This is a genomic window from Streptomyces sp. NPDC007205, from assembly GCF_040634095.1.
In the GTDB taxonomy this organism is placed as follows: Bacteria; Actinomycetota; Actinomycetes; order Streptomycetales; family Streptomycetaceae; genus Streptomyces.
In genome coordinates this window covers 41,952-60,652 of record NZ_JBEYEW010000029.1, presented here as the reverse complement: position 1 = coordinate 60,652, position 18,701 = coordinate 41,952, and the positions used below count along the sequence as shown (strand labels likewise).

16 protein-coding genes are annotated in these 18,701 nt (G+C 72.0%); 2 read left to right on the top strand and 14 right to left on the bottom strand.

Going from position 1 to position 18,701, the window contains the following annotated elements; translation table 11 throughout:
* Window positions 1-106: 106 nt before the first annotated feature.
* The 10 genes from ABZ624_RS32790 to hrcA form a co-directional block, all read right to left on the bottom strand.
* Complete coding sequence (locus tag ABZ624_RS32790) at window positions 107-1,111, bottom strand: adenosine deaminase (RefSeq protein ID WP_360097223.1); 1,005 nt, start codon at window positions 1,109-1,111, stop codon at window positions 107-109.
* 20 nt (window positions 1,112-1,131) lie between these two features.
* Window positions 1,132-2,037: a ribonuclease Z gene (locus tag ABZ624_RS32785; protein ID WP_360097220.1), complete on the bottom strand. Its 906-nt coding sequence runs from the start codon at window positions 2,035-2,037 to the stop codon at window positions 1,132-1,134.
* A 6-nt stretch (window positions 2,038-2,043) separates the two neighbouring features.
* Entirely contained in the window at window positions 2,044-2,397 is a 354-nt protein-coding gene (locus ABZ624_RS32780) for a histidine triad nucleotide-binding protein (RefSeq protein WP_360097217.1), read from the bottom strand.
* Window positions 2,398-2,446: 49 nt separating this feature from the next.
* Window positions 2,447-5,593, bottom strand: coding sequence for a PDZ domain-containing protein (locus tag ABZ624_RS32775; RefSeq protein WP_360097320.1), 3,147 nt, complete (start codon window positions 5,591-5,593; stop codon window positions 2,447-2,449).
* Between the two features lie 94 nt (window positions 5,594-5,687).
* Window positions 5,688-6,236 carry a hypothetical protein gene (locus ABZ624_RS32770; protein ID WP_360097214.1) on the bottom strand — a complete coding sequence of 183 codons (549 nt, stop codon included), beginning with the start codon at window positions 6,234-6,236 and terminating at the stop codon, window positions 5,688-5,690.
* Between the two features lie 291 nt (window positions 6,237-6,527).
* Window positions 6,528-6,920, bottom strand: a complete 393-nt coding sequence (locus tag ABZ624_RS32765; protein ID WP_360097211.1) for a VOC family protein — start codon at window positions 6,918-6,920, stop codon at window positions 6,528-6,530.
* Between the two features lie 17 nt (window positions 6,921-6,937).
* Entirely contained in the window at window positions 6,938-7,690 is a 753-nt protein-coding gene (locus ABZ624_RS32760) for a 16S rRNA (uracil(1498)-N(3))-methyltransferase (protein WP_360097208.1), read from the bottom strand.
* Window positions 7,687-8,763 carry a nitronate monooxygenase gene (locus tag ABZ624_RS32755; protein WP_360097206.1) on the bottom strand — a complete coding sequence of 359 codons (1,077 nt, stop codon included), beginning with the start codon at window positions 8,761-8,763 and terminating at the stop codon, window positions 7,687-7,689. The genes ABZ624_RS32760 and ABZ624_RS32755 overlap by 4 nt, the downstream gene beginning before the upstream one ends.
* A gap of 100 nt (window positions 8,764-8,863) precedes the next feature.
* The gene (dnaJ, locus tag ABZ624_RS32750; protein ID WP_360097203.1) at window positions 8,864-10,000 is read right to left on the bottom strand and encodes a molecular chaperone DnaJ; all 1,137 of its coding nucleotides are present in this window, start codon (window positions 9,998-10,000) and stop codon (window positions 8,864-8,866) included.
* On the bottom strand, window positions 10,001-11,017 hold the full coding sequence (hrcA, locus tag ABZ624_RS32745; protein ID WP_360097200.1) for a heat-inducible transcriptional repressor HrcA: 1,017 nt from the start codon (window positions 11,015-11,017) through the stop codon (window positions 10,001-10,003).
* A gap of 162 nt (window positions 11,018-11,179) precedes the next feature.
* Here hrcA and ABZ624_RS32740 point away from each other — a divergent pair, with 162 nt between their 5' ends.
* On the top strand, window positions 11,180-11,902 hold the full coding sequence (locus tag ABZ624_RS32740) for an MBL fold metallo-hydrolase (protein ID WP_360097197.1): 723 nt from the start codon (window positions 11,180-11,182) through the stop codon (window positions 11,900-11,902).
* A gap of 34 nt (window positions 11,903-11,936) precedes the next feature.
* Window positions 11,937-12,755: a DUF3097 domain-containing protein gene (locus tag ABZ624_RS32735; protein WP_360097194.1), complete on the top strand. Its 819-nt coding sequence runs from the start codon at window positions 11,937-11,939 to the stop codon at window positions 12,753-12,755.
* Here the strand turns inward: ABZ624_RS32735 and ABZ624_RS32730 are convergent.
* The 4 genes from ABZ624_RS32730 to ABZ624_RS32715 form a co-directional block, all read right to left on the bottom strand.
* Window positions 12,733-13,323 carry a Uma2 family endonuclease gene (locus ABZ624_RS32730; protein WP_360097191.1) on the bottom strand — a complete coding sequence of 197 codons (591 nt, stop codon included), beginning with the start codon at window positions 13,321-13,323 and terminating at the stop codon, window positions 12,733-12,735. The genes ABZ624_RS32735 and ABZ624_RS32730 overlap by 23 nt on opposite strands.
* A 102-nt stretch (window positions 13,324-13,425) precedes the next feature.
* On the bottom strand, window positions 13,426-14,658 hold the full coding sequence (hemW, locus tag ABZ624_RS32725; protein ID WP_360097188.1) for a radical SAM family heme chaperone HemW: 1,233 nt from the start codon (window positions 14,656-14,658) through the stop codon (window positions 13,426-13,428).
* A 27-nt stretch (window positions 14,659-14,685) separates the two neighbouring features.
* Window positions 14,686-16,506, bottom strand: coding sequence for a SpoIIE family protein phosphatase (locus ABZ624_RS32720; RefSeq protein WP_360097317.1), 1,821 nt, complete (start codon window positions 16,504-16,506; stop codon window positions 14,686-14,688).
* 177 nt (window positions 16,507-16,683) lie between these two features.
* Window positions 16,684-18,558 (bottom strand): AMP-dependent synthetase/ligase, encoded by a 1,875-nt coding sequence (locus ABZ624_RS32715; protein WP_360097185.1) that lies wholly within the window; start codon window positions 18,556-18,558, stop codon window positions 16,684-16,686.
* Window positions 18,559-18,701 lie beyond the last annotated feature (143 nt).

Below are 18,701 nucleotides of genomic sequence, written 5' to 3'. Positions count from 1 at the left end.
AGGACGTCCACGTACAGGAACAGAGGCTAGATACGCGAACGAAGACCGTCAATGGCAGCCCGGGACGGGAGACGAGGGCCGGCAAGGGCAGCCCCGCCCGGCGCGGCTACGACACCGTGTCGCCGAACTCGTACGCCTCCACCTCGGCCAGGTAACGGGCCCGGCGCTCCTCGTCGTCCTCCAGGAAGGAGGCGAGGAAGGAGTTGCGGGCCAGCTCGCGCAGCCGGTCCCCGGACAGGCCCAGGGTGCGGTGCACGGCCGCGAAGTTGTCGCCCGCGTATCCGCCGAAGTACGCCGGGTCGTCGGAGTTGACCGTGCACAGCAGGCCGGCGTCGAGCATGGCGGGGAGGGGATGGCCGGCGAGGGTGTCGATGGTCCGCAGGCGGACGTTGGACAGCGGGCACAGGGTGAGCGGGATCCGCTCCCGCACCAGCCGCTCGACCAGCTCCGGGTCCTCCATGCAGCGCAGCCCGTGGTCGACGCGCTCCACGCCGAGCACGTCCAGGGCCTCACTGATGTACTCCGGCGGCCCCTCCTCACCGGCGTGCGCGACGCGGCGCAGCCCGAGTGCGGCGGCGGCCTCGTACACCTCACGGAACTTCACCGGCGGATGCCCGACCTCGGCGGAGTCCAGGCCGACCCCGGTGATCCGGTCCAGGTACGGCCCGGCGGCCTGCAGGGTCTGAAGCGCCGACTCGGCGGACTCGTCCCGCAGGAAGCAGAGGATGAGCCTGGTGGAGATGCCGTGGTTCTGCTCGCTGCTGCCGAGCGCCCGCCACAGCCCCTCCACGACCGTCCCCATGGACACGCCCCGGGCCAGATGGGCCTGCGGGTCGAAGAAGATCTCCGCGTGCCGCACGCCCTGCGCGGCGGCGCGGGCCAGGTAGGCGTTCGCCAGGTCGGCGAAGTCCTGCTCGGTGCGCAGGACGGCCATCAGCTCGTAGTACAGGTTCAGGAAGGACTGGAGGTCCTCGAACCGGTAGGCCTTGCGGAGCGCGTCCGTGTCGGCGTACGGCAGCTCGACGCCGTTGCGGGCGGCCAGCGCGAACGCCAGCTCCGGTTCCAGAGTGCCTTCGATGTGGAGGTGCAGTTCTGCTTTCGGGAGGGGCATCAAAGCATCGTACGGATGTTTTATCGCCGTTTCGGAACCGGTACCCGCTGCAGATCGTGCGCCACGGTCAGCTCCCCCTCGAAGCCGGCCGCCCGCGCCTGCCGTTCGAACTCCTCGGGTTCGGTGTAGCGCTGGCTGAAGTGGGTGAGGACGAGGTGCCGTACGCCCGCGTCCCGGGCGACCGCCGCTGCCTGGCCCGCCGTCAGGTGGCCGTGCTCCACGGCGAGCGGGGTGTCCTCGTCGAGGAAGGTCGACTCGATGACGAGCAGGTCGCAGCCCTCCGCGAGGACGTGGACGCCGTCGCAGAGCCGGGTGTCCATGACGAACGCGAACCGCTGCCCGCCCCGCACCTCGCTGACGTCCTCCAGCGTCACGTCCCCGAGCCGGCCCTCGCGCTGCAGCCGCCCCACGTCCGGGCCCTTGATCCCGTGCGCGGCGAGCCGGTCGGGCAGCATGCGGCGGCCGTCGGGTTCGATCAGGCGGTAGCCGTAGGACTCCACCGGATGCGACAGTCTGCGGGCCTCCAGTGTGTACGAGGAGGTCACCGCGAGGACGCCGTCGGCGGCGACCGGTTCCTCGGTGAGGCGGACCGTCTCCCGGTAGGCCGTCGCGTAGCGCAGACGGTCGAAGAAACGCTGCCCTGAGCGCGGATAGTGCGCGGTGACCTCGTGCGGCACCTGGTCGAGGTTGATCCGCTGGATGACGCCGGCGAGGCCGAGGGAGTGGTCGCCGTGGAAGTGGGTGACGCAGATCCGGTTCAGGTCGTGGGCGGCGACCCCGGCGCGCAGCATCTGCCGCTGTGTGCCCTCGCCGGGGTCGAACAGGATGCCCTGCCCGTCCCACCTCAGCAGGTAGCCGTTGTGGTTGCGGTGCCGGGTCGGGACCTGGCTGGCGGTGCCGAGGATCACCAGTTCACGTACGGACACCGTGACTTACCCGGGGGGCCACTGCATGCCACGGCCGCCCAGGACGTGCGCGTGGGCGTGCCAGACGGTCTGACCGGCGCCGCTGCCCGTGTTGAAGACGGTGCGGTAGCTGTCGAGCTTCTCCTCGTCCGCTACGGCCTGGGTTTCGGCGAGCAGGTCCGCTGCGAGTTGCGGTGCGCCCCCGGCGAGGGCGGCAGCGTTCTCGTAGTGGGCCTTGGGGATCACCAGGATGTGGGTGGGGGCCTGGGGGTTTATGTCCCGGAAGGCCACGGTCGTCTCGGTCTCGCGGACGATCGTCGCTGGGATCTGCCCTGCGACGATCTTGCAGAACAGGCAGTCGTCCTGCGGTTCGCCTGCCATGCGTGTGCCTCCTCACGCTGGTGATCGATACCGGTGCATCGTAGTCGTATCAGGCGGGCATTCCCGGCGGGGTTTTCGCGGGCCGCTCCTCCAGTGCCTCCAGCGCGAGCCTGATCGCCTCGTCCAGCTGCGCATCCGTGCCGGATGCCCAGTCCTGTGGGCGCTGTACGACCTCCACGTCCGGGTCCACCCCGTGGTTCTCGACGTCCCAGCCCAGCCCCTCCAGCCATATCGCGTACTTCGGCTGGGTGACCAGGGTGCCGTCGATCAGGCGGTAGCGGCTGTCGATGCCGATGACGCCGCCCCAGGTGCGGGTGCCGACGACCGGGCCGATGCCGAGGGCCTTGATCGCCGCGTTGACGATGTCGCCGTCGGAGCCGGAGAACTCGTTGGCGACGGCGACGACCGGGCCGCGCGGGGCGTCGAGGGGGTAGCTGGTGGGGCGCATGCCGCGCGGGAGGTCCCAGCCGATGATGCGGCGGGCCAGCTTCTCGACGACGAGCTGGGAGGTGTGGCCGCCGCGGTTCTCGCGGACATCGACCACCAGGCCCTCCCGGGCGACTTCGACGCGCAGGTCGCGGTGGATCTGGGCCCAGCCGGGGGCCTGCATGTCGGGGACGTGGAGGTAGCCGAGGCGGCCGTCGGAGGCCGCGTGGACGTGGGCGCGGCGGCCGGCCACCCAGGCGTGGTAGCGCAGGGGTTCCTCGTCGGCGACGGGGATGACGACGGTGTGGCGGGGTTCGCCGCCGCCCGCCGGGGAGATGGTCAGTTCCACCGGGTGGCCCGCCGTGCCGACGAGCAACGGCCCCGGTCCCGTCACCGGGTCGACCGGGTGGCCGGCGACGGCGATGATCGCGTCGCCGGGGCGGACGGCGACTCCGGGCGCGGCGAGCGGGGAGCGGGCGTCCGGGTCGGAGGTCTCCGCGGGCAGGATCCGGTCGATGCGCCAACTGCCGTCCGCGTGGCGGGAGATGTCGGCGCCGAGCAGACCGTGCCGGGGGCCGCCGGAGGGGCCGCCGGAGGGGATGACGTAGGCGTGCGAGGTGCCGAGTTCGCCGTGCACCTCCCAGAGGAGGTCGGCGAGGTCACTGTGGGTGGCGAGGCGGGCGAGGAGGGGGCGGTAGCGGTCGAGGACGCCCGTCCAGTCGGCGCCGCCCAGGTCGGGGCGCCAGAAGTGGTCGCGCATGAGGCGGCCGGTCTCGTCGTACATCTGCCGCCACTCGGCGGCCGGGTCGAGGGTCTGCCGGACCCGGGCGAGGTCGACGGTGACGCTGGTGTCGCCGTCGTCGTCGCTGCCGGTACGGCGGTCGCCGGGGACGACCCGGAGCCGGCCGTCGCTCCACAGCAGCACGCGTTTGCCGTCGCCGCTGACCTCGAAGTGGTCGGCGTCGGAGGCCAGGTGCTCCAGGCGGCGGTGGGCGACGTCGTAGCGCTCCAGCTCGGTGTGCGGGTCGGGGTCCTCGGGGTGGGCGCGGGCGGCTCCGAGGACGCCCTGCACGGGGTGGCGCAGCCAGAGCACGCCGTCCTTGGCGGCGCGGAGCGTGGAGTACCGGCCGGCCTCCACCGGGAAGGGGACGATGCGGTCGGCGAGGCCCTCGGGGTCGATGCGGGTGGCGGGAGTGCCCTCGCTGTCGGGGGTCTCGTCCTTGTCGGGGGTCTCGAAGGGGCGGCCGTGGCGTTGCGGGCCGAAGGGCGAGGGGGTGGTGGCGGCCAGGGTGATCAGGTGCGGGCGGGCGCCGACCACGAAGGCGAGGTCGAAGACGTGCTCGTCGTAGACCGGGTCGAAGGCGCGGTTGGAGAGGAAGGCGAGGTGCTTGCCGTCGAGGGTGAAGGCCGGGGCGTAGTCCTGGAAACGGAGCGGGGTCGCCTCGGTGACCGAGAGGTCGGTGGTGTGGGCGATGCGCAGTTGCGAAAGCGGGCGCGGCCCGGGGTGGGCCCAGGCGAGCCAGGCGGAGTCGGGTGAGAAGGCGAGGCCGGAGACCTCGCCGTCGTCGCTGCGGTCGACCTCGCGGACCTCGCCGGTCTCCCGCTCGACGAGCAGCAGCCGCCCGTCGTGCGCGGCTACGGCGGCCCGGCTGCCGTCGGGGGCCATGGCCAGCTCCAGGACCCGGCCGAGCTGTCCGGCGGCGAGACGGCGGGGCGGGGCGCCCGGCACCGTCCCGGTCGCGGGGGCGAACTCCAGGGCGTCGTCGCCCTCGGCGTCCGTCACCCACACCACCCACTCCTCGCCCTCGGCGCGGAAGGCGCGCGGCATCCGGGCTCGGACGCCGGGGGTGGCGGCGAGGGCGCGGGCGGGTCCGGAGCGGTGGGTGACCCAGTGGATCCCGCCGCGCACGCACACGGCGCTGCCGCGCGCGGTGTGGTCGGGGGAGGCCTCGCCGAACCAGCGGGAGGCGTTCACCGGGCGGGGGCGCAGGTCGATCCGGGGCCCGCCGAGGCGCACGTCCAGCCGGCGCGGCTCGGCGGCCTCCAGATCGTCGAGGAGCCACAGTTCACCGGCGGAGGCGTAGACGACCCGGCTGCCGTCACCGGACGCGTGCCGGGCGTAGAAACCGTCGAGGGGGGTGTGGCGGCGCAGGTCGGAGCCGTCGGCGAGGGAGGAGTACAGGGCGCCGGTGCCCTCGTGGTCGCAGAGGAAGGCGATCCGGTCCCCCGCCCACACCGGCCACTCGATGTTCCCGTCGAGGTCCTCATGAAGCCGGACGAACTCCCCGCTCCCCTGCCGGTCGATCCACAACTTGCCCGCCGTGCCGCCCCGGTAGCGCTTCCAGTGGGCGGCCTCGCGGCCCATCGGCGCGGACAGCAGCACGGTGGCCGGACCGGAGGCCACATCGCCGACCGGGCCGTACGGCAGGGTCTCGGCGGGTCCGCCGTCCAGCGGGACGGCGTGTGCCCAGCTGTGCCGGAAGCTGTGGCGGCCGTGCGCGCCGAGCGCGAGCACCCGTCCGTCGGCGGTCCAACCCCTGACCTCGGTACGGCGGTTGCCCCAGTACGTCAGCCGGTCGGCGGGTCCGCCGTCGACGGGGGCGACATGTACCTCGGGCGCGCCGTCCCGGGTGGAGGTCCAGGCGAGGTGCCGGCCGTCGGGGGATATCCGGGGCGTGGTCACCGGCCTGTTGTCGGCGCTGATCCGCCAGGCCCGGCCGCCGTCGAGCGGCGCGAGCCACACGTCGTCCTCGGCGACGAAGGTCACCAAGTCGCCGTGGAGGTGGGGGAATCGGAGATAGGCAACACCCTGAGTCACCCCGTCACTGTACGCAGTGACCGGCGTACCCCGCTCGCGGTTCCGGTCACTTGCCCTGCACGGGCCAGCAGGTGGGGTCGCCCTTGCACCACAGGGTCCGGGTGACGGTGACGGTCACGGTCGGCCGACCGCCGCCAGGCCGATAGGTGGGCGGCCGGTACGTCGGCCCCGGCGTGGCGTCGCAGTCGCCGAGCCCATCGACATGGAACACCTGTCTGCCGCCGACCTTGGCCGTCAGATCGCCGCGCACACACGCCCCGTCGACGGCCTTGGTCACCTTCCCCGTGACGGTGATCTTCCGCCCGTCCCTGGTCGCGCCCCGGCAGTCGACGGAGACGACGGTGCTCTCACTCGGCGAGGGCGTCTTCCCCGCCACGCGTCCGCCGTTCCCGTGGGTGCCGGTGCAGGTGAGCCAACTGACGTCGACATGCTGCCGCTTGAGCCTGGCGGTCGCGGTGGTGCCGGTCGTGTAGGCGGCGGAGGCGGAACTGAGATCAGTGGGCTGACACGCCACGACGGCCCCACCGGCCACCACGACCAGCCCGGCCACGGCCACGACCCGCACCCCGCGTCGATTCCCTCGCAAAACCCCCATGCAGGGCAGACTGCCACCGGCCCGGACACCGGGGAAGACCGCATACGGCCACTCACCCGTTCGGGGCTCGGAGCGCATCTCGCCCCCGACGGAGCGCCTAGGCCCTGTCGTCAAATTCCCGCCTGCCCGGCGGCGTCTGGCACGCACTCCCCCAGAGGGGGGACCCCCAGCCGCGTTGCCGAACCGCCCACGTGGCTCCGCCACGAGGGCGCTCCGGCGCCTTGCGATCGCACGCACCAGACGCCGCCGGGCCCGCCTTACGGGCGGACGACGGGAATTTGACGACAGGGCCTAGCCGCGCAGCAGCAGCCACTCCTGGAGTTCGACGAGGTTGCCCTCCGGGTCCTTGAGGTGGGCCACGCGCATGCGGTCGGTCATGGGAGCCGGGCCGTGCAGCAGAACCGCACCACGGGCGGTGATCTCCGCAACGTAGGTGTCCAGGTCGTCGACGCGCAGGACGACCAGGGAGCGGTGGCCGGTGGCGGTCTCGCCCAGCTCCCCGAGGACCTCGGCCATCATCGAGCGGTCCTGCAGCGCGATCCCCGCGGAGCCGGCGTGCGGGCTGAACTTCTCGTACGGTCCCTCGGTCGCCCCGGACTGCGGGTTGAGGCCGAGGACATCGGCGTAGAAGCGGTAGCAGGCGGCGAAGTCGGTGACCAGGAGCCGTACGTGAGCGAGTTCCACAGTGTCCCCAGGCGGTGTCAGGACCAGCGGCCGGTGCGGCCCAGGAGCAGGGCCACGGCGGCGGTGCCGGCGGTTGATGTACGCAATACGGTTGGACCGAGTACGCACGCCTTCGCACCCGCCTCCTCGAAGAGCGCCAACTCGTCGCGCGCGACACCGCCTTCGGGGCCGACGACCAGCACGATCTCGCCTTGGGCGGGGAGTTGGGCGGTGGCCAGCGGCTCGCTGACGTGCTCGAAGTCGGAGTGCAGCACGGCGGCGAAGTCGGCCCTGGCCAGAAGCGCGGCCACCTGCTTGGTGCTCGCCGCGTCCGCGACCTCGGGGAAGCGCAGCCGACGGGACTGCTTGCCGGCCTCGCGCGCGGTGGCCCGCCACTTGGCGAGCGCCTTCAGACCCCTCTCGCCCTTCCACTGGGTGATGCAGCGGGCGGCCTGCCAGGGCACGATCGCGTCGACGCCGGTCTCCGTCATGGTCTCGACAGCGAGTTCGCCCCGGTCGCCCTTCGGGAGCGCCTGGACGACGGTGATCCGGGGGCTGGGCTCCGGCTCCACCGGGAACTCGAACGGCTCGACCACCAGATGGTCCTTGCCCGACACGCTGACGACGACCCCGGCCGCGCCCCGGCCCTCGCCGTCCGTGAGCACCACGTTCTCGCCGGGCTGCAACCGCCGTACGGAGACCGCGTGCCGCCCCTCGGGACCCGTGACGTCGACGACCGAACCGGGGCCCACCCCTTCCAGCGAGTCGACGACGAACACCGGCGCGGTCATCGCGGGCCGCCCTTGGCCGACAACGCTGTCCGAGCGGCGTCGAGTTCCTCGGCCAGCACCTCCACCAGCCGCCCGGCCGACAGGTCGCGGGCCATCCGGTGGCCCTGGCCCGCCCACAGCGCCATGCCCTGCGCGTCCCCGGCCTTGGCGGCGGCCTTGCGCAACGGCGCGGTGAGGTGGTGGATCTCCGGGTAGGCGGCGGGGGCGTACGGGCCGTGCTCGCGCAGGAACCGGTTGACCAGTGCGCGGGCCGGTCTGCCGGAGAAGGCGCGGGTCAAGTCGGTGCGCGCGTACAGGGGATTGGTCAGCGCCTGCTTGTGCAGGGCGTTGGCGCCGGACTCGGGGGTGGCGAGGAAGGCGGTGCCCAGCTGGGCCGCGCTCGCGCCGGCCGCGAGGACGGCGGCGATCTGACCGCCGCGCATGATGCCGCCGGCGGCGACGATCGGGATGCGTACGGCCTCCCGGATCTGCGCGACCAGCGAGAGCAGCCCGATGCCGGAGCCGTCGTTCTCGGGGAGGTCCCGGTGGGTTCCCTGGTGACCGCCGGCCTCCACGCCCTGCGCGATCACCGCGTCCGCGCCGGCCTGTTCCACCGCGCGGGCCTCCTCGGCGGTGGTGGCGGTGACCAGGGTGACGGTGCCGGCCCGGCGCAGCCTGTCGAACACCTCCCGGCTCGGCACACCGAAGTGGAAGGAGACCACGGGCACCGGGTTGTCGAGGAGCACGGCGAGCTTGGCGTCGTAGCCGTCGTCCCGGCCGCTTTCCGGGTCGCCCAGCTCGGTCTCGTACCAGGCGGCCTCGCCGGCCAGCTGGTGGGCGTAGACCTCTATGGCGCCCGACTCGGCGCCGTCGTGCTGCGGCATGAACACGTTCACGCCGAAGGGGCGCTTCGTGAGCCCCCGCAGCTGCTTGATCTCCTGGTACATGCCGTCGGCGGTCTTGTATCCGGCGGCGAGGAACCCGAGGCCACCGGCCTCGGAGACGGCGGCGGCGAGCTGCGGGACGGAGACTCCGCCCGCCATGGGGGCCTGCACGATCGGGTGGGGGAAGAGATCGGTCAGCGCGGAGGACATGACCGCATGTTGTCACGTCCTTCGAACAAGTCCGAATCGGGGCTTCTCATGGCATAGGACAACGGCATACGGGGTGCCGCAGCACCCCGTACCCCCTGTCTCAGCGCCCGTTGAACGCGTCCTTCAGCCTGCTGAACAGTCCCTGCTGACCCGGCTGGAACTGCCCCTGCGGGCGTTCCTCGCCGCGCAGCTTGGCCAGCTCGCGCAGCAGCCGCTCCTGCTCGGGGTCCAGCTTGGTCGGGGTCTGCACCTCGACGTGCACGATCAGGTCACCCCGGCCGCCGCCGCGCAGATGCGTGACGCCCCGGTTGTGCAGCGGAATCGACTGGCCGGACTGGGTGCCGGGCCGGATGTCGACCTCCTCCATGCCGTCCAGGGTCTCCAGCGGCACCTTGGTGCCGAGCGCCGCCGCCGTCATCGGGATCGTCACCGTGCAGTGCAGGTCGTCACCGCGCCGCTGGAACATCGGGTGCGGCAGCTCGTGGATCTCGACGTAGAGGTCACCGGCGGGACCGCCGCCCGGCCCGACCTCGCCCTCACCGGCGAGCTGGATCCGCGTGCCGTTGTCGACACCGGCCGGGATCTTGACGGTGAGCGTGCGGCGGGAGCGGACCCGGCCGTCGCCGGCGCACTCCGGGCACGGGGTCGGGACCACGGTGCCGAAACCCTGGCACTGCGGGCAGGGACGCGACGTCATGACCTGGCCCAGGAAGGACCGGGTGACCTGCGAGACCTCGCCGCGGCCACGGCACATGTCACACGTCTGGGCGGTCGTACCGGGCGCCGCGCCCTCGCCGTTGCAGGTGTTGCAGACGATCGCCGTGTCGACCTGGATGTCCTTGGTGGTCCCGAAGGCCGCCTCGTCCAGCTCGATCTCGATGCGGATCATCGCGTCCTGGCCGCGCCGGGTGCGCGAGCGCGGCCCGCGCTGCGACGCCGTACCGAAGAACGCGTCCATGATGTCGGAGAAGTTGCCGAAGCCACCGGCCCCGAAGCCGCCCGCACCGGCACCGCCGGACTGCGAGAGCGGGTCGCCGCCGAGGTCGTAGACCTGCTTCTTCTGCGGGTCCGACAGCACCTCGTAAGCGGCGTTGATCTCCTTGAACCGCTCCTGGGTCTTCGGATCCGGGTTGACGTCCGGGTGCAGCTCGCGCGCGAGCCGGCGGAACGCCTTCTTGATCTCATCCTGCGACGCGTCGCGGCGCACGCCGAGAACGGCGTAGTAGTCCGTGGCCACTTACGACTCCGCCAGGATCTGTCCGACGTACCGTGCCACTGCGCGTACCGCTCCCATCGTTCCCGGGTAGTCCATGCGGGTCGGTCCGACCACGCCGAGCTTGGCAACCGCCTCGCCGCCCGAACCGTAGCCCACCGACACCACCGAGGTGGAGTTGAGTCCCTCGTGGGCGTTCTCGTGCCCGATACGCACGGTCACGCCCGGATCCTTCGCCTCGCCGAGGAGCTTGAGGAGCACGACCTGCTCCTCCAGGGCCTCCAGGACGGGCCGGATCGTGAGGGGAAAGTCATGCCCGAAGCGGGTGAGATTGGCGGTGCCGCCGATCATCAACCGCTCCTCGTTCTCCTCGACGAGTGTCTCCAGGAGAGTGGAGAGCACCGTCGAGACCGTACCGCGGTCCTCGGCCTCGAAGGCCTCCGGCAGGTCCTCGACCAGCCGCGGCACGTCCGCGAACCGGCGGCCCGCGACCCGGCTGTTCAGCCGCGCGCGCAGGTCGGCGAGCGAGCTCTCGCCGAAGGGCGCCGGGCAGTCGACCATCCGCTGCTCGACCCGGCCGGTGTCCGTGATCAGCACGAGCATCACGCGCGCGGGAGCGAGCGAGAGCAGCTCCACGTGCCGGACGGTGGACCGGGTCAGGGACGGATACTGCACGACGGCGACCTGCCGTGTCAGCTGCGCGAGCAGCCGCACGGTCCGCGCCACGACGTCGTCGAGGTCGACGGCGCCCTCCAGGAAGTTCTGGATGGCCCGCCGCTCCGGCGCGGTCATGGGCTTGACGCCCGCCAGCTTGTCCACGAACAGCCGGTAGCCCTTGTCGGTGGGGATGCGCCCCGCGCTGGTGTGCGGCTGCGCGATGAACCCCTCGTCCTCCAGGGCCGCCATGTCGTTGCGGACGGTCGCCGGGGAGACCCCCAGGTTGTGCCGCTCGGTCAGGGCCTTCGACCCGACCGGCTCCTCGGTGCCGACGTAGTCCTGGACGATGGCGCGCAGTACCTGAAGCCTGCGTTCACTCAGCATTCGCGCGCACCTCCAGCACGTCGTCCCCTCTGTTCCGCGATCCGTCCGCCTGGCACTCTTCGCACGGGAGTGCCAGCGCTCCCGGGCCCAGTGTACGGCCGTCGGGTACACCCGGGGCAAGGTCGGTGCGGTCACGGCGGCTCGTGCGGCTAGCGTCGCGGTATGACGGTGACTTGGGAAGAGCTGGGCTGGGAGCGGCTGGCCGCCGGCGTCGGGCGGTGCCGGCTGCCGGGCTGGGACTGCACGGTGGGGCTGGTCCTCGGGGAGGGCACGGCGCTGATGGTGGACGCCGGTTCCAGCGTGGCCGAGGGCGCGCGGCTGCGGGCCCAGGCCGAGGAACTGGCCGGCGGCCGTGTGACCCATCTCGCGCTGACCCATCCCCACTTCGACCATGTCTTCGGGGCGGCGGCGCTCGCCGGGGCGGAGGTGTACGCGGCGGTGGGGGTCGACGTGGTGTTCGCCTACGAGCGCGAGGAACTGCGTCTGGACGCGATCAGAAACGGCCTGCCGGTCGCCAACGCCGACGAGGCGGTGGACGCGCTGGCCCCGCCCCGGCATCCGGTCTCCGGGGAGTGGACGCTGAATCTCGGGGGTGGCCGCCAGGCGTTGCTGGCGAACGTGGGTCCGGGTCACACGGCGCACGATCTCGTGGTGCTGGTGCCGGGGGACCCGGAGGTGGTCTTCTGCGGCGACCTGGTCGAGGAGTCCGGAGAACCCCAGGCGGGCCCGGACGCGGTTCCGTCCCGCTGGCCGGACGCGGTCGACCGGCTGCTCGCACTGGGCGGTGAGGACGCGGCGTACGTGCCCGGTCACGGAGCGGTGGTGGACGCGGCGTTCGTGCGCCGGCAACGCGACGAGCTGGCCCGCCGATTCGGCGTGTCGTGACACCTGGGCCCGGGCTTCTCCTATCGTCATCCGAATGCGCCAGTACTCCGCCGACCTGACCCCGCCGTGGAAGAAGCAGCAACCGGTGCCGGAGGTAGCGGCGGAGCCCGGTTTGGTGGTGGAGGAGCCCGGCACCGGGTTCTGCGGGGCGGTGATCCGCTGCGAGGCGGGCACGGTGACGCTGGAGGACCGCTTCGGCAAGCACCGGGTGTTTCCCCTGGAGCCACGGGGCTTTCTGCTGGAGGGGCGGGTGGTGACGCTCGTACGGCCGTCGTCGTCCTCGGCTCCGGTACGACCCACCCGTACGGCCTCCGGTTCCGTCGCCGTCCCCGGCGCCCGCGCCCGCGTGGCCCGCGCGGGCCGCATCTACGTCGAGGGCCGGCACGACGCCGAGCTGGTCGAGAAGGTGTGGGGCGACGACCTGCGCATCGAGGGCGTGGTGGTGGAGTACCTGGAGGGCGTGGACGACCTGCCGGCGATCGTGTCGTCCTTCGCGCCGGGCCCGGACGCGCGGTTGGGTGTGCTCGTGGACCACCTCGTCCCGGGCACGAAGGAGTGGCGCATCGCGGAGTCGGTGACGAGTGAGCACGCGCTGGTGGTGGGCCACCCGTACATCGACATCTGGGAGGCCGTTAAGCCGTCGTCCCTGGGGATCGAGGCGTGGCCGAGGGTGCCGCGCGGGCAGGACTGGAAGACGGGGGTGTGCCGGGCGCTGGGGTGGCCGTCGGAGAACACCGGGGCGGTGTGGCAGGCGATCCTGAAGCGCGTGGGGTCCTACAAGGACCTGGAGCCGGAGTTGCTGGGGCGGGTGGAGGAGCTGATCGACTTCGTCACGGGTAGCGGTGGGGCCTGACCTTCTCGTAAGCGGCGAACTCGCTGGTGTCCAGTTCGATGCCGATGGGCTCCAGCGGTGTCATGTCGCCGAACTTGGTGATCCTCTGGCGCCGGTAGTCCGCATACTCGCCATGTCCCGTAGGTTCAGTAAGCAGTACGCACTGGGCCATGACGGGGTCGATGATCAAATAGGTAGGTACCTTTGCTGCTGCGTAGATCGAGCGCTTGACTCCGTAATCACGTTCCACGCTGGTCTTGGAGACGACTTCCACAAGCATCGTGATGACCTCGGAAGGCATCAGCCTCCCCTGGCCCGGCCCAGCGCCGCGCTCGACCACCACCAGATCCGGCTGCGGCTGGCTCGTCTCTTCGAGGATGGCGACGTCCTGAGTCTGCAGCCGGCGCCACTGCCGACGGGGGATCTGGTCGACGATTGCTTCCACGATGTCGTTGTGGGCCACGTCCGGCCCCGCCATCATCACGATCTCCCCCCGGAGGAGTTCAACTTTGAATTCCTCGGGGAACTCAAAGTTCTCGAAGTACTTCATGATGTCGGTGGTCATCGGTCGGTCTTCCACAGCGGTCATCTCCGCAGCCCTCCGGTTTCCGCCACCGTGCAAACGGCAGCAGCCTACGAACCAGGTTAGGGACCGAACCGGCGTTCCGGGGGGATTCACTCGCCCGAGTGATCAGTCCACCAAGTCCCGCACCACCGCATCCGCCAGCAGCCGCCCCCGCAGCGTCAGCACGGCCCGCCCCTCGTCGTACGGCCCCTCCTGAAGCAGCCCGTCCGCCAGCGCCCGCCGGGACGCCTCAAGCCCCTCGTCCTTCAGCAGCGACAGCGGCACCCCCTCCCGCAGCCGCAGCTCCAGCAGGATCCGCTCCACCCGCCGGTCCTCGTCGGACAGCAGCTCACGCCCGGCCCCCGGGGACTTCCCCGACGCCAGCGCCGCCGCATACGCCCCCGGATGCTTGACGTTCCACCAGCGCACCCCGCCCACGTGCGAGTGCGCCCCGGGCCCGGCGCCCCACCAGTCGGCGCCCCGCCAGTACAGCTCGTTGTGCAGGCAGCGGCCCGCCTCGGAGGTGGCCCAGTTGGAGACCTCGTACCAGTCGAAGCCCGCCTTGGAGAGCATCTCCTCGGCGATCAGGTACCGGTCCGCGTGCACGTCGTCGTCGGTCATCGGGACCTCGCCCCGGCGGATCCGGCGGGCGAGCTGCGTGCCCTCCTCCACGATGAGCGCGTACGCGCTGACGTGGTCCGGTCCGGCACCGATCGCCGCCTCCAGCGAGGCCCGCCAGTCGTCGTCGCTCTCCCCCGGCGTGCCGTAGATCAGGTCCAGGTTCACATGCTCGAAGCCCGCCGCCCGCGCCTCCCCGACGCACGCCTCGGGGCGGCCGGGGGTGTGCGTACGGTCGAGCACGCGCAGCACATGCTGCCGCGCGCTCTGCATGCCGAAGGAGATCCGGTTGAAGCCGCCCTCGCGGAGCGTGGCGAGATACCGGGGGTCGACCGACTCCGGATTGGCCTCCGTGGTGATCTCGGCGTCCTCCGCCAGGCCGAACTCGTCGCGGACCGCCCCCAGCATCCGTACGAGGTCGTCCGCGGCCAGCAGTGTGGGTGTACCGCCGCCGACGAACACCGTACGGACCTGACGCGGATCGTCGCCGAGCACCTTCCGGGCGAGCCGGATCTCGTCTGTCAGCGTGTCCGCGTAGTTGTCGCGGGACGCAAGCACGCCGCCCGTGCCGCGCAGCTCGGTCGCGGTGTAGGTGTTGAAGTCGCAGTAGCCGCAGCGGGTCGCGCAGTACGGCACGTGCAGGTAGAAACCGAGCGGGCGGTGGGCCGCCCCGGCGAGCGCGTGCGCGGGCAGCGCGCCGTCGGCGGGGACGGGCTCGCCGTCGGGGAGAGCGGAAGGCATGCCTTCCATTGTCCAGCACCGGCGCGGTTACTCCGCTTGCAGCACCAGCAGGGCGAGGTCGTCCTCGGGCAGGCCCCTGCCGAAGTCGTGCACCAGGCGGCGGATCCTTTCCGCGATCAGTTCGGCGCTGAGCCCGGCACAGCCGGACAGGGCACGGGCGAGCCCGTCGCCGTCGTCGAACTGGCAGGAGCCGGAGCGCCGCTCGGTCACCCCGTCGGTGACGCACAGCAGGCTGTCGCCGGGCCGCAGGTCGAGCGTCTCGCTGGTGTAGGTCTCGTCCTCGACCACGCCGAGCAGGGTCTGCGGGCGGGCGGCGGTGCGTACGGTGCCGTCGGGGCTCAGGACGAGCGGGAGCGGGTGGCCGGCGGAGGCGAGGGTGCAGCGGACCCCGCCGTCGTACGGGGTCAGCTCGCCGTAGAGCAACGACAGAAAACGGGTCTGCGGGCCGTCCCCGGGGGCCACGGGCCGCCCGCCCGCGGCGACCAGGGCGCGGGCGGCGGCGTCGGCGGCCTCGGTGGCGTCGTCCAGGAGGAGCTGGTTGAGGCGGTCGAGGACATCGGCGACGCGGTAGCCCTCGCGGGCCAGCAGGCGGAGCCAGGGGCGGGCGAGGCCGATCACGACCGCTGCCTCGGGGCCCTTGCCCTGGACGTCGCCCACGGCGAAGCACCAGCGGCCGTCGCCGGCCGGGAACAGGTCGTAGAAGTCGCCGCTGGGGCCGCCCTTGTCGCAGGGCTCGTACACGAGCGCGCTGCTCACGCCGGGGATCTCGGCGACCGCGCCGGGCAGCAGGCCGCGCTGCAGGACGGCGCTGATGGTGGCCTGGCGGGCGTACTGGCGGGCCGCGCCGATGGCGAGGGCCACTCGTCGGCTGAGGTCCTCGACCAGCCCGGTGACCTCGTCGGGAAAGCCCGGCACCCCGCACCGGCCGATGACCAGCGTGCCGAGCGGCCGGCCGCCCGCGATCAGCCGGTACGCCAGCGCCGTGCCGTCGGCGCCCTGCGGGCCGAGCGCGTGGCCGGGCCACGGGTACGCCTCGGGGCTGGAGCGCAGCCCGTCGCTCGGGCAGGGCGGCTCCTTCTCCAGGGCACAGCGCAGTTCCTCGATGCGGTTCTCGCTGGCGTGCCAGACCCGGTCGGGGCCGCCGCCCACGCCGCCGCGCACGGTCGCCTCGTCCTCCAGCCACACCGCGCACCAGTCGGCGAGCCGGGGCACGATGAGCTGGCCGGTCAGGGCCGTGACCAGGTTCTCGTCCAGTTGCCCGGCGAGCAGGTCGGAGGCCTCGGCGAGGAAGGACAGCGCGCCCCGGCCGAGCCAGTCACGGTCGCCGCATGCGCGGTGCGGCTGCGGGGCCAGGTCCTCGGCGACCTCCAGGGCCGCGTCCGGCGCGGGTGTGTCCGGGTCCTTCACGCCGCCCGGGGGCAGCCGCGCCCAGACCGTCTTGGCGCCGGCGCGGTAGGTGACACCCCAGGACTCGGCGAGCGTGCCGACCAGCCGCAGGCCGCGCCCGTACTCGGGGGTGTCGTACGCCCCCTCGCCGCCCAGGGGGTCGCGGGGGGCGCGGGAGGGATGCTGGTCACCCACCTCCACGACGAACGCGCCGGTCTCCTCCAGCCGCCAGACGATCTCCATGTCCGTACCGGCGTGCACGACGGCATTGGTGACGAGTTCGCTGACGACGGCCATGGCGTCGTCGACGAGCCGGGCCGAGACACCGGGCGCCTCGGCCAGCGCGGCCCGTACCAGCGCACGGGCCGAGCCGGGCGCGAGAGGACTTCCGGGCAGCGTGGTGCCCCCGTGCACCTCCCGAGCCCTGGGCTCACTCTCCCGCTGCGTGGGTATGGCCGCCATGTCCATGCGGCCAGGGTGACAGACAGAGGGCACCTATAAGCGGTGAGTCACCGAAGTGGGCAGAAGAGGGAACCTTTCGAGCACCCGCGAGCACGAAGAGGGGCGCGGGGAACCGCGCGAACAGCCACAATGAACCCGTAGCCGCCGGCGGCCCCGGCCACTCCCTTCGAAACCGCGTCAGGCCTCCCGAGTACCGGCGTACATCTCATCGATGAGGTGCTTGTACTCCCGCTCCACCACAGGCCGCTTCAGCTTCAGACTCGGCGTGATCTCCCCGTGCTCCACATCGAGATCCCTGGGCAGCAGCCGGAACTTCTTGATGGTCTGCCACTTCTGCAGCCCGGCGTTGAGCTGCTTCACATACCCGTCGACCATCTCCACCGTCTGGGGCGCGGCGACGATCTCCGCGTACGGCCTGCCCTCCAGCCCGTTCTCCTTCGCCCAGTCCAGGATCGCGAGCTCGTCCAGGGCGATGAGGGCCGTGCAGTAGTTCCGGTCGGCGCCGTGCACCAGGATGTTGGAGACGTACGGGCACACCCCCTTGAACTGGCCCTCGACCTCGGCCGGAGCGACGTACTTGCCGCCGGAGGTCTTGATGAGGTCCTTCTTGCGGTCGGTGATGCGGAGGTAGCCGTCGGGGGACAGCTCGCCGATGTCGCCGGTGTGGAACCAGCCGTCGGACTCCAGCACCTCTGCGGTCTTCTCGGGCAGCCCGTGGTAGCCCTCCATGATGCCGGGGCCGCGCAGCAGGATCTCGCCGTCGTCGGCGATGCGCACCTCGGTGCCGGGCAGCGGCTTGCCGACCGTGCCGGTGCGGTAGGCCTCTCCGGGGTTGACGAAGGACGCCGCGGAGGACTCGGTGAGTCCGTAGCCCTCCAGGATGTGGATGCCGGCGCCGGCGAAGAAGTAGCCGATCTCGGGCGCGAGGGCGGAGGCGCCGGAGACGCAGGCGCGCAGCCGGCCGCCGAAGGCCTCGCGGAGCTTGCCGTAGACGAGGGTGTCGGCGACCTTGTGCTTGGCGGCGAGCCCGAACGGCACCGCGTGGGTGCCGGTGCGGCGGAAGTTGTCCTGGCTGACCTTGGCGTACTCGCGGGAGATCTCGGCGGCCCACTGGAAGATCTTGTACTTGGCGGGGCCGCCCTCGCGGGCCTTGGCGGCGACGCCGTTGTAGACCTTCTCGAAGATGCGGGGCACGGCCGCCATGTACGTCGGCTGCACCACCGGAAGGTTCTCGATGATCTTGTCGACGCGGCCGTCGACGGCGGTGACGTGACCGACCTCGATCTGGCCGGAGGTGAGCACCTTGCCGAAGACGTGCGCGAGCGGCAGCCACAGGTACTGCACGTCGTCCATGGTGACCAGGCCGGTCGCGGCGATCGCCTTCGCCATGTACGCCCAGTTGTCGTGCGGGAGCCTCACTCCCTTGGGACGGCCGGTGGTGCCGGAGGTGTAGATGAGGGTGGCGAGCTGGTCCTTGGTGATCGCGCCGACCCGCTCCTTGATCAGCTGCGGGTGCTGCTCAAGGTAGGCGGCGCCGCGCCGCTCCAGCTCGGCGAGGGTGATCACCCAGTCGCTCGTCTCGGCACCGGCCGGGTCGATGACGACGACCTTGGTCAGGTCGGGCAGCTCGGCACGCGTCTCCAGGGCCTTGGCGACCTGGGCCGCGTCCTCGGCGATCAGCACCCGGCTCTCGGAGTCGGAGAGGATGAAGGCCGACTCGTCGGCGTTGGTCTGCGGGTAGATCGTGGTCGTCGCACCGCCGGCGCACATGATGCCGAGGTCGGCGAGGAGCCATTCGACTCGGGTGGAGGAGGCGAGGGCGACCCGCTGCTCGGGCTGCAGGCCCAGCTCGACGAGCCCGGCCGCGATCGCGTACACCCGCTCGGCCGCCTGCGCCCAGCTGAGCGACTTCCAGTCGTCGGGGCCCTGGCCGGACGCGGGCGGGACCGGGTAGCGGTAGGCCTCGGCGTCCGGTGTGGCCGCCACGCGCTCCAGGAAGAGGGCCGCCACGGACGGCGGACGGTTCTCGATCAGGGTCTGTGTGTCGCTCACGACATCCTCCGGGGGCCCGCGACGGTGCGGCTGACTCGGTGCGGCTGGGTTAACTCACGGTGGGGGTTCGTGCTGCTGCTTCGCGCTTGTTTAACTCGCGAGTAACTATCGAGCAGGGATCAGGGTAAGCCGCGACCGGCCGC

Excerpts from the sequence above, each read along its gene's own strand:
- ABZ624_RS32790 (WP_360097223.1), bottom strand. The coding sequence starts at position 1,111 with ATGCCCCTCCCGAAAGCAGAACTGCACCTCCACATCGAAGGCACTCTG.
- ABZ624_RS32780 (WP_360097217.1), bottom strand. The coding sequence starts at position 2,397 with ATGGCAGGCGAACCGCAGGACGACTGCCTGTTCTGCAAGATCGTCGCA.
- ABZ624_RS32770 (WP_360097214.1), bottom strand. The coding sequence starts at position 6,236 with ATGGGGGTTTTGCGAGGGAATCGACGCGGGGTGCGGGTCGTGGCCGTG.
- ABZ624_RS32760 (WP_360097208.1), bottom strand. The coding sequence starts at position 7,690 with ATGACCGCGCCGGTGTTCGTCGTCGACTCGCTGGAAGGGGTGGGCCCC.
- ABZ624_RS32755 (WP_360097206.1), bottom strand. The coding sequence starts at position 8,763 with ATGTCCTCCGCGCTGACCGATCTCTTCCCCCACCCGATCGTGCAGGCC.
- hrcA (WP_360097200.1), bottom strand. The coding sequence starts at position 11,017 with ATGCTGAGTGAACGCAGGCTTCAGGTACTGCGCGCCATCGTCCAGGAC.
- ABZ624_RS32740 (WP_360097197.1), top strand. The coding sequence starts at position 11,180 with ATGACGGTGACTTGGGAAGAGCTGGGCTGGGAGCGGCTGGCCGCCGGC.
- ABZ624_RS32735 (WP_360097194.1), top strand. The coding sequence starts at position 11,937 with ATGCGCCAGTACTCCGCCGACCTGACCCCGCCGTGGAAGAAGCAGCAA.
- ABZ624_RS32730 (WP_360097191.1), bottom strand. The coding sequence starts at position 13,323 with ATGACCGCTGTGGAAGACCGACCGATGACCACCGACATCATGAAGTAC.
- hemW (WP_360097188.1), bottom strand. The coding sequence starts at position 14,658 with ATGCCTTCCGCTCTCCCCGACGGCGAGCCCGTCCCCGCCGACGGCGCG.
- ABZ624_RS32720 (WP_360097317.1), bottom strand. The coding sequence starts at position 16,506 with ATGGCGGCCATACCCACGCAGCGGGAGAGTGAGCCCAGGGCTCGGGAG.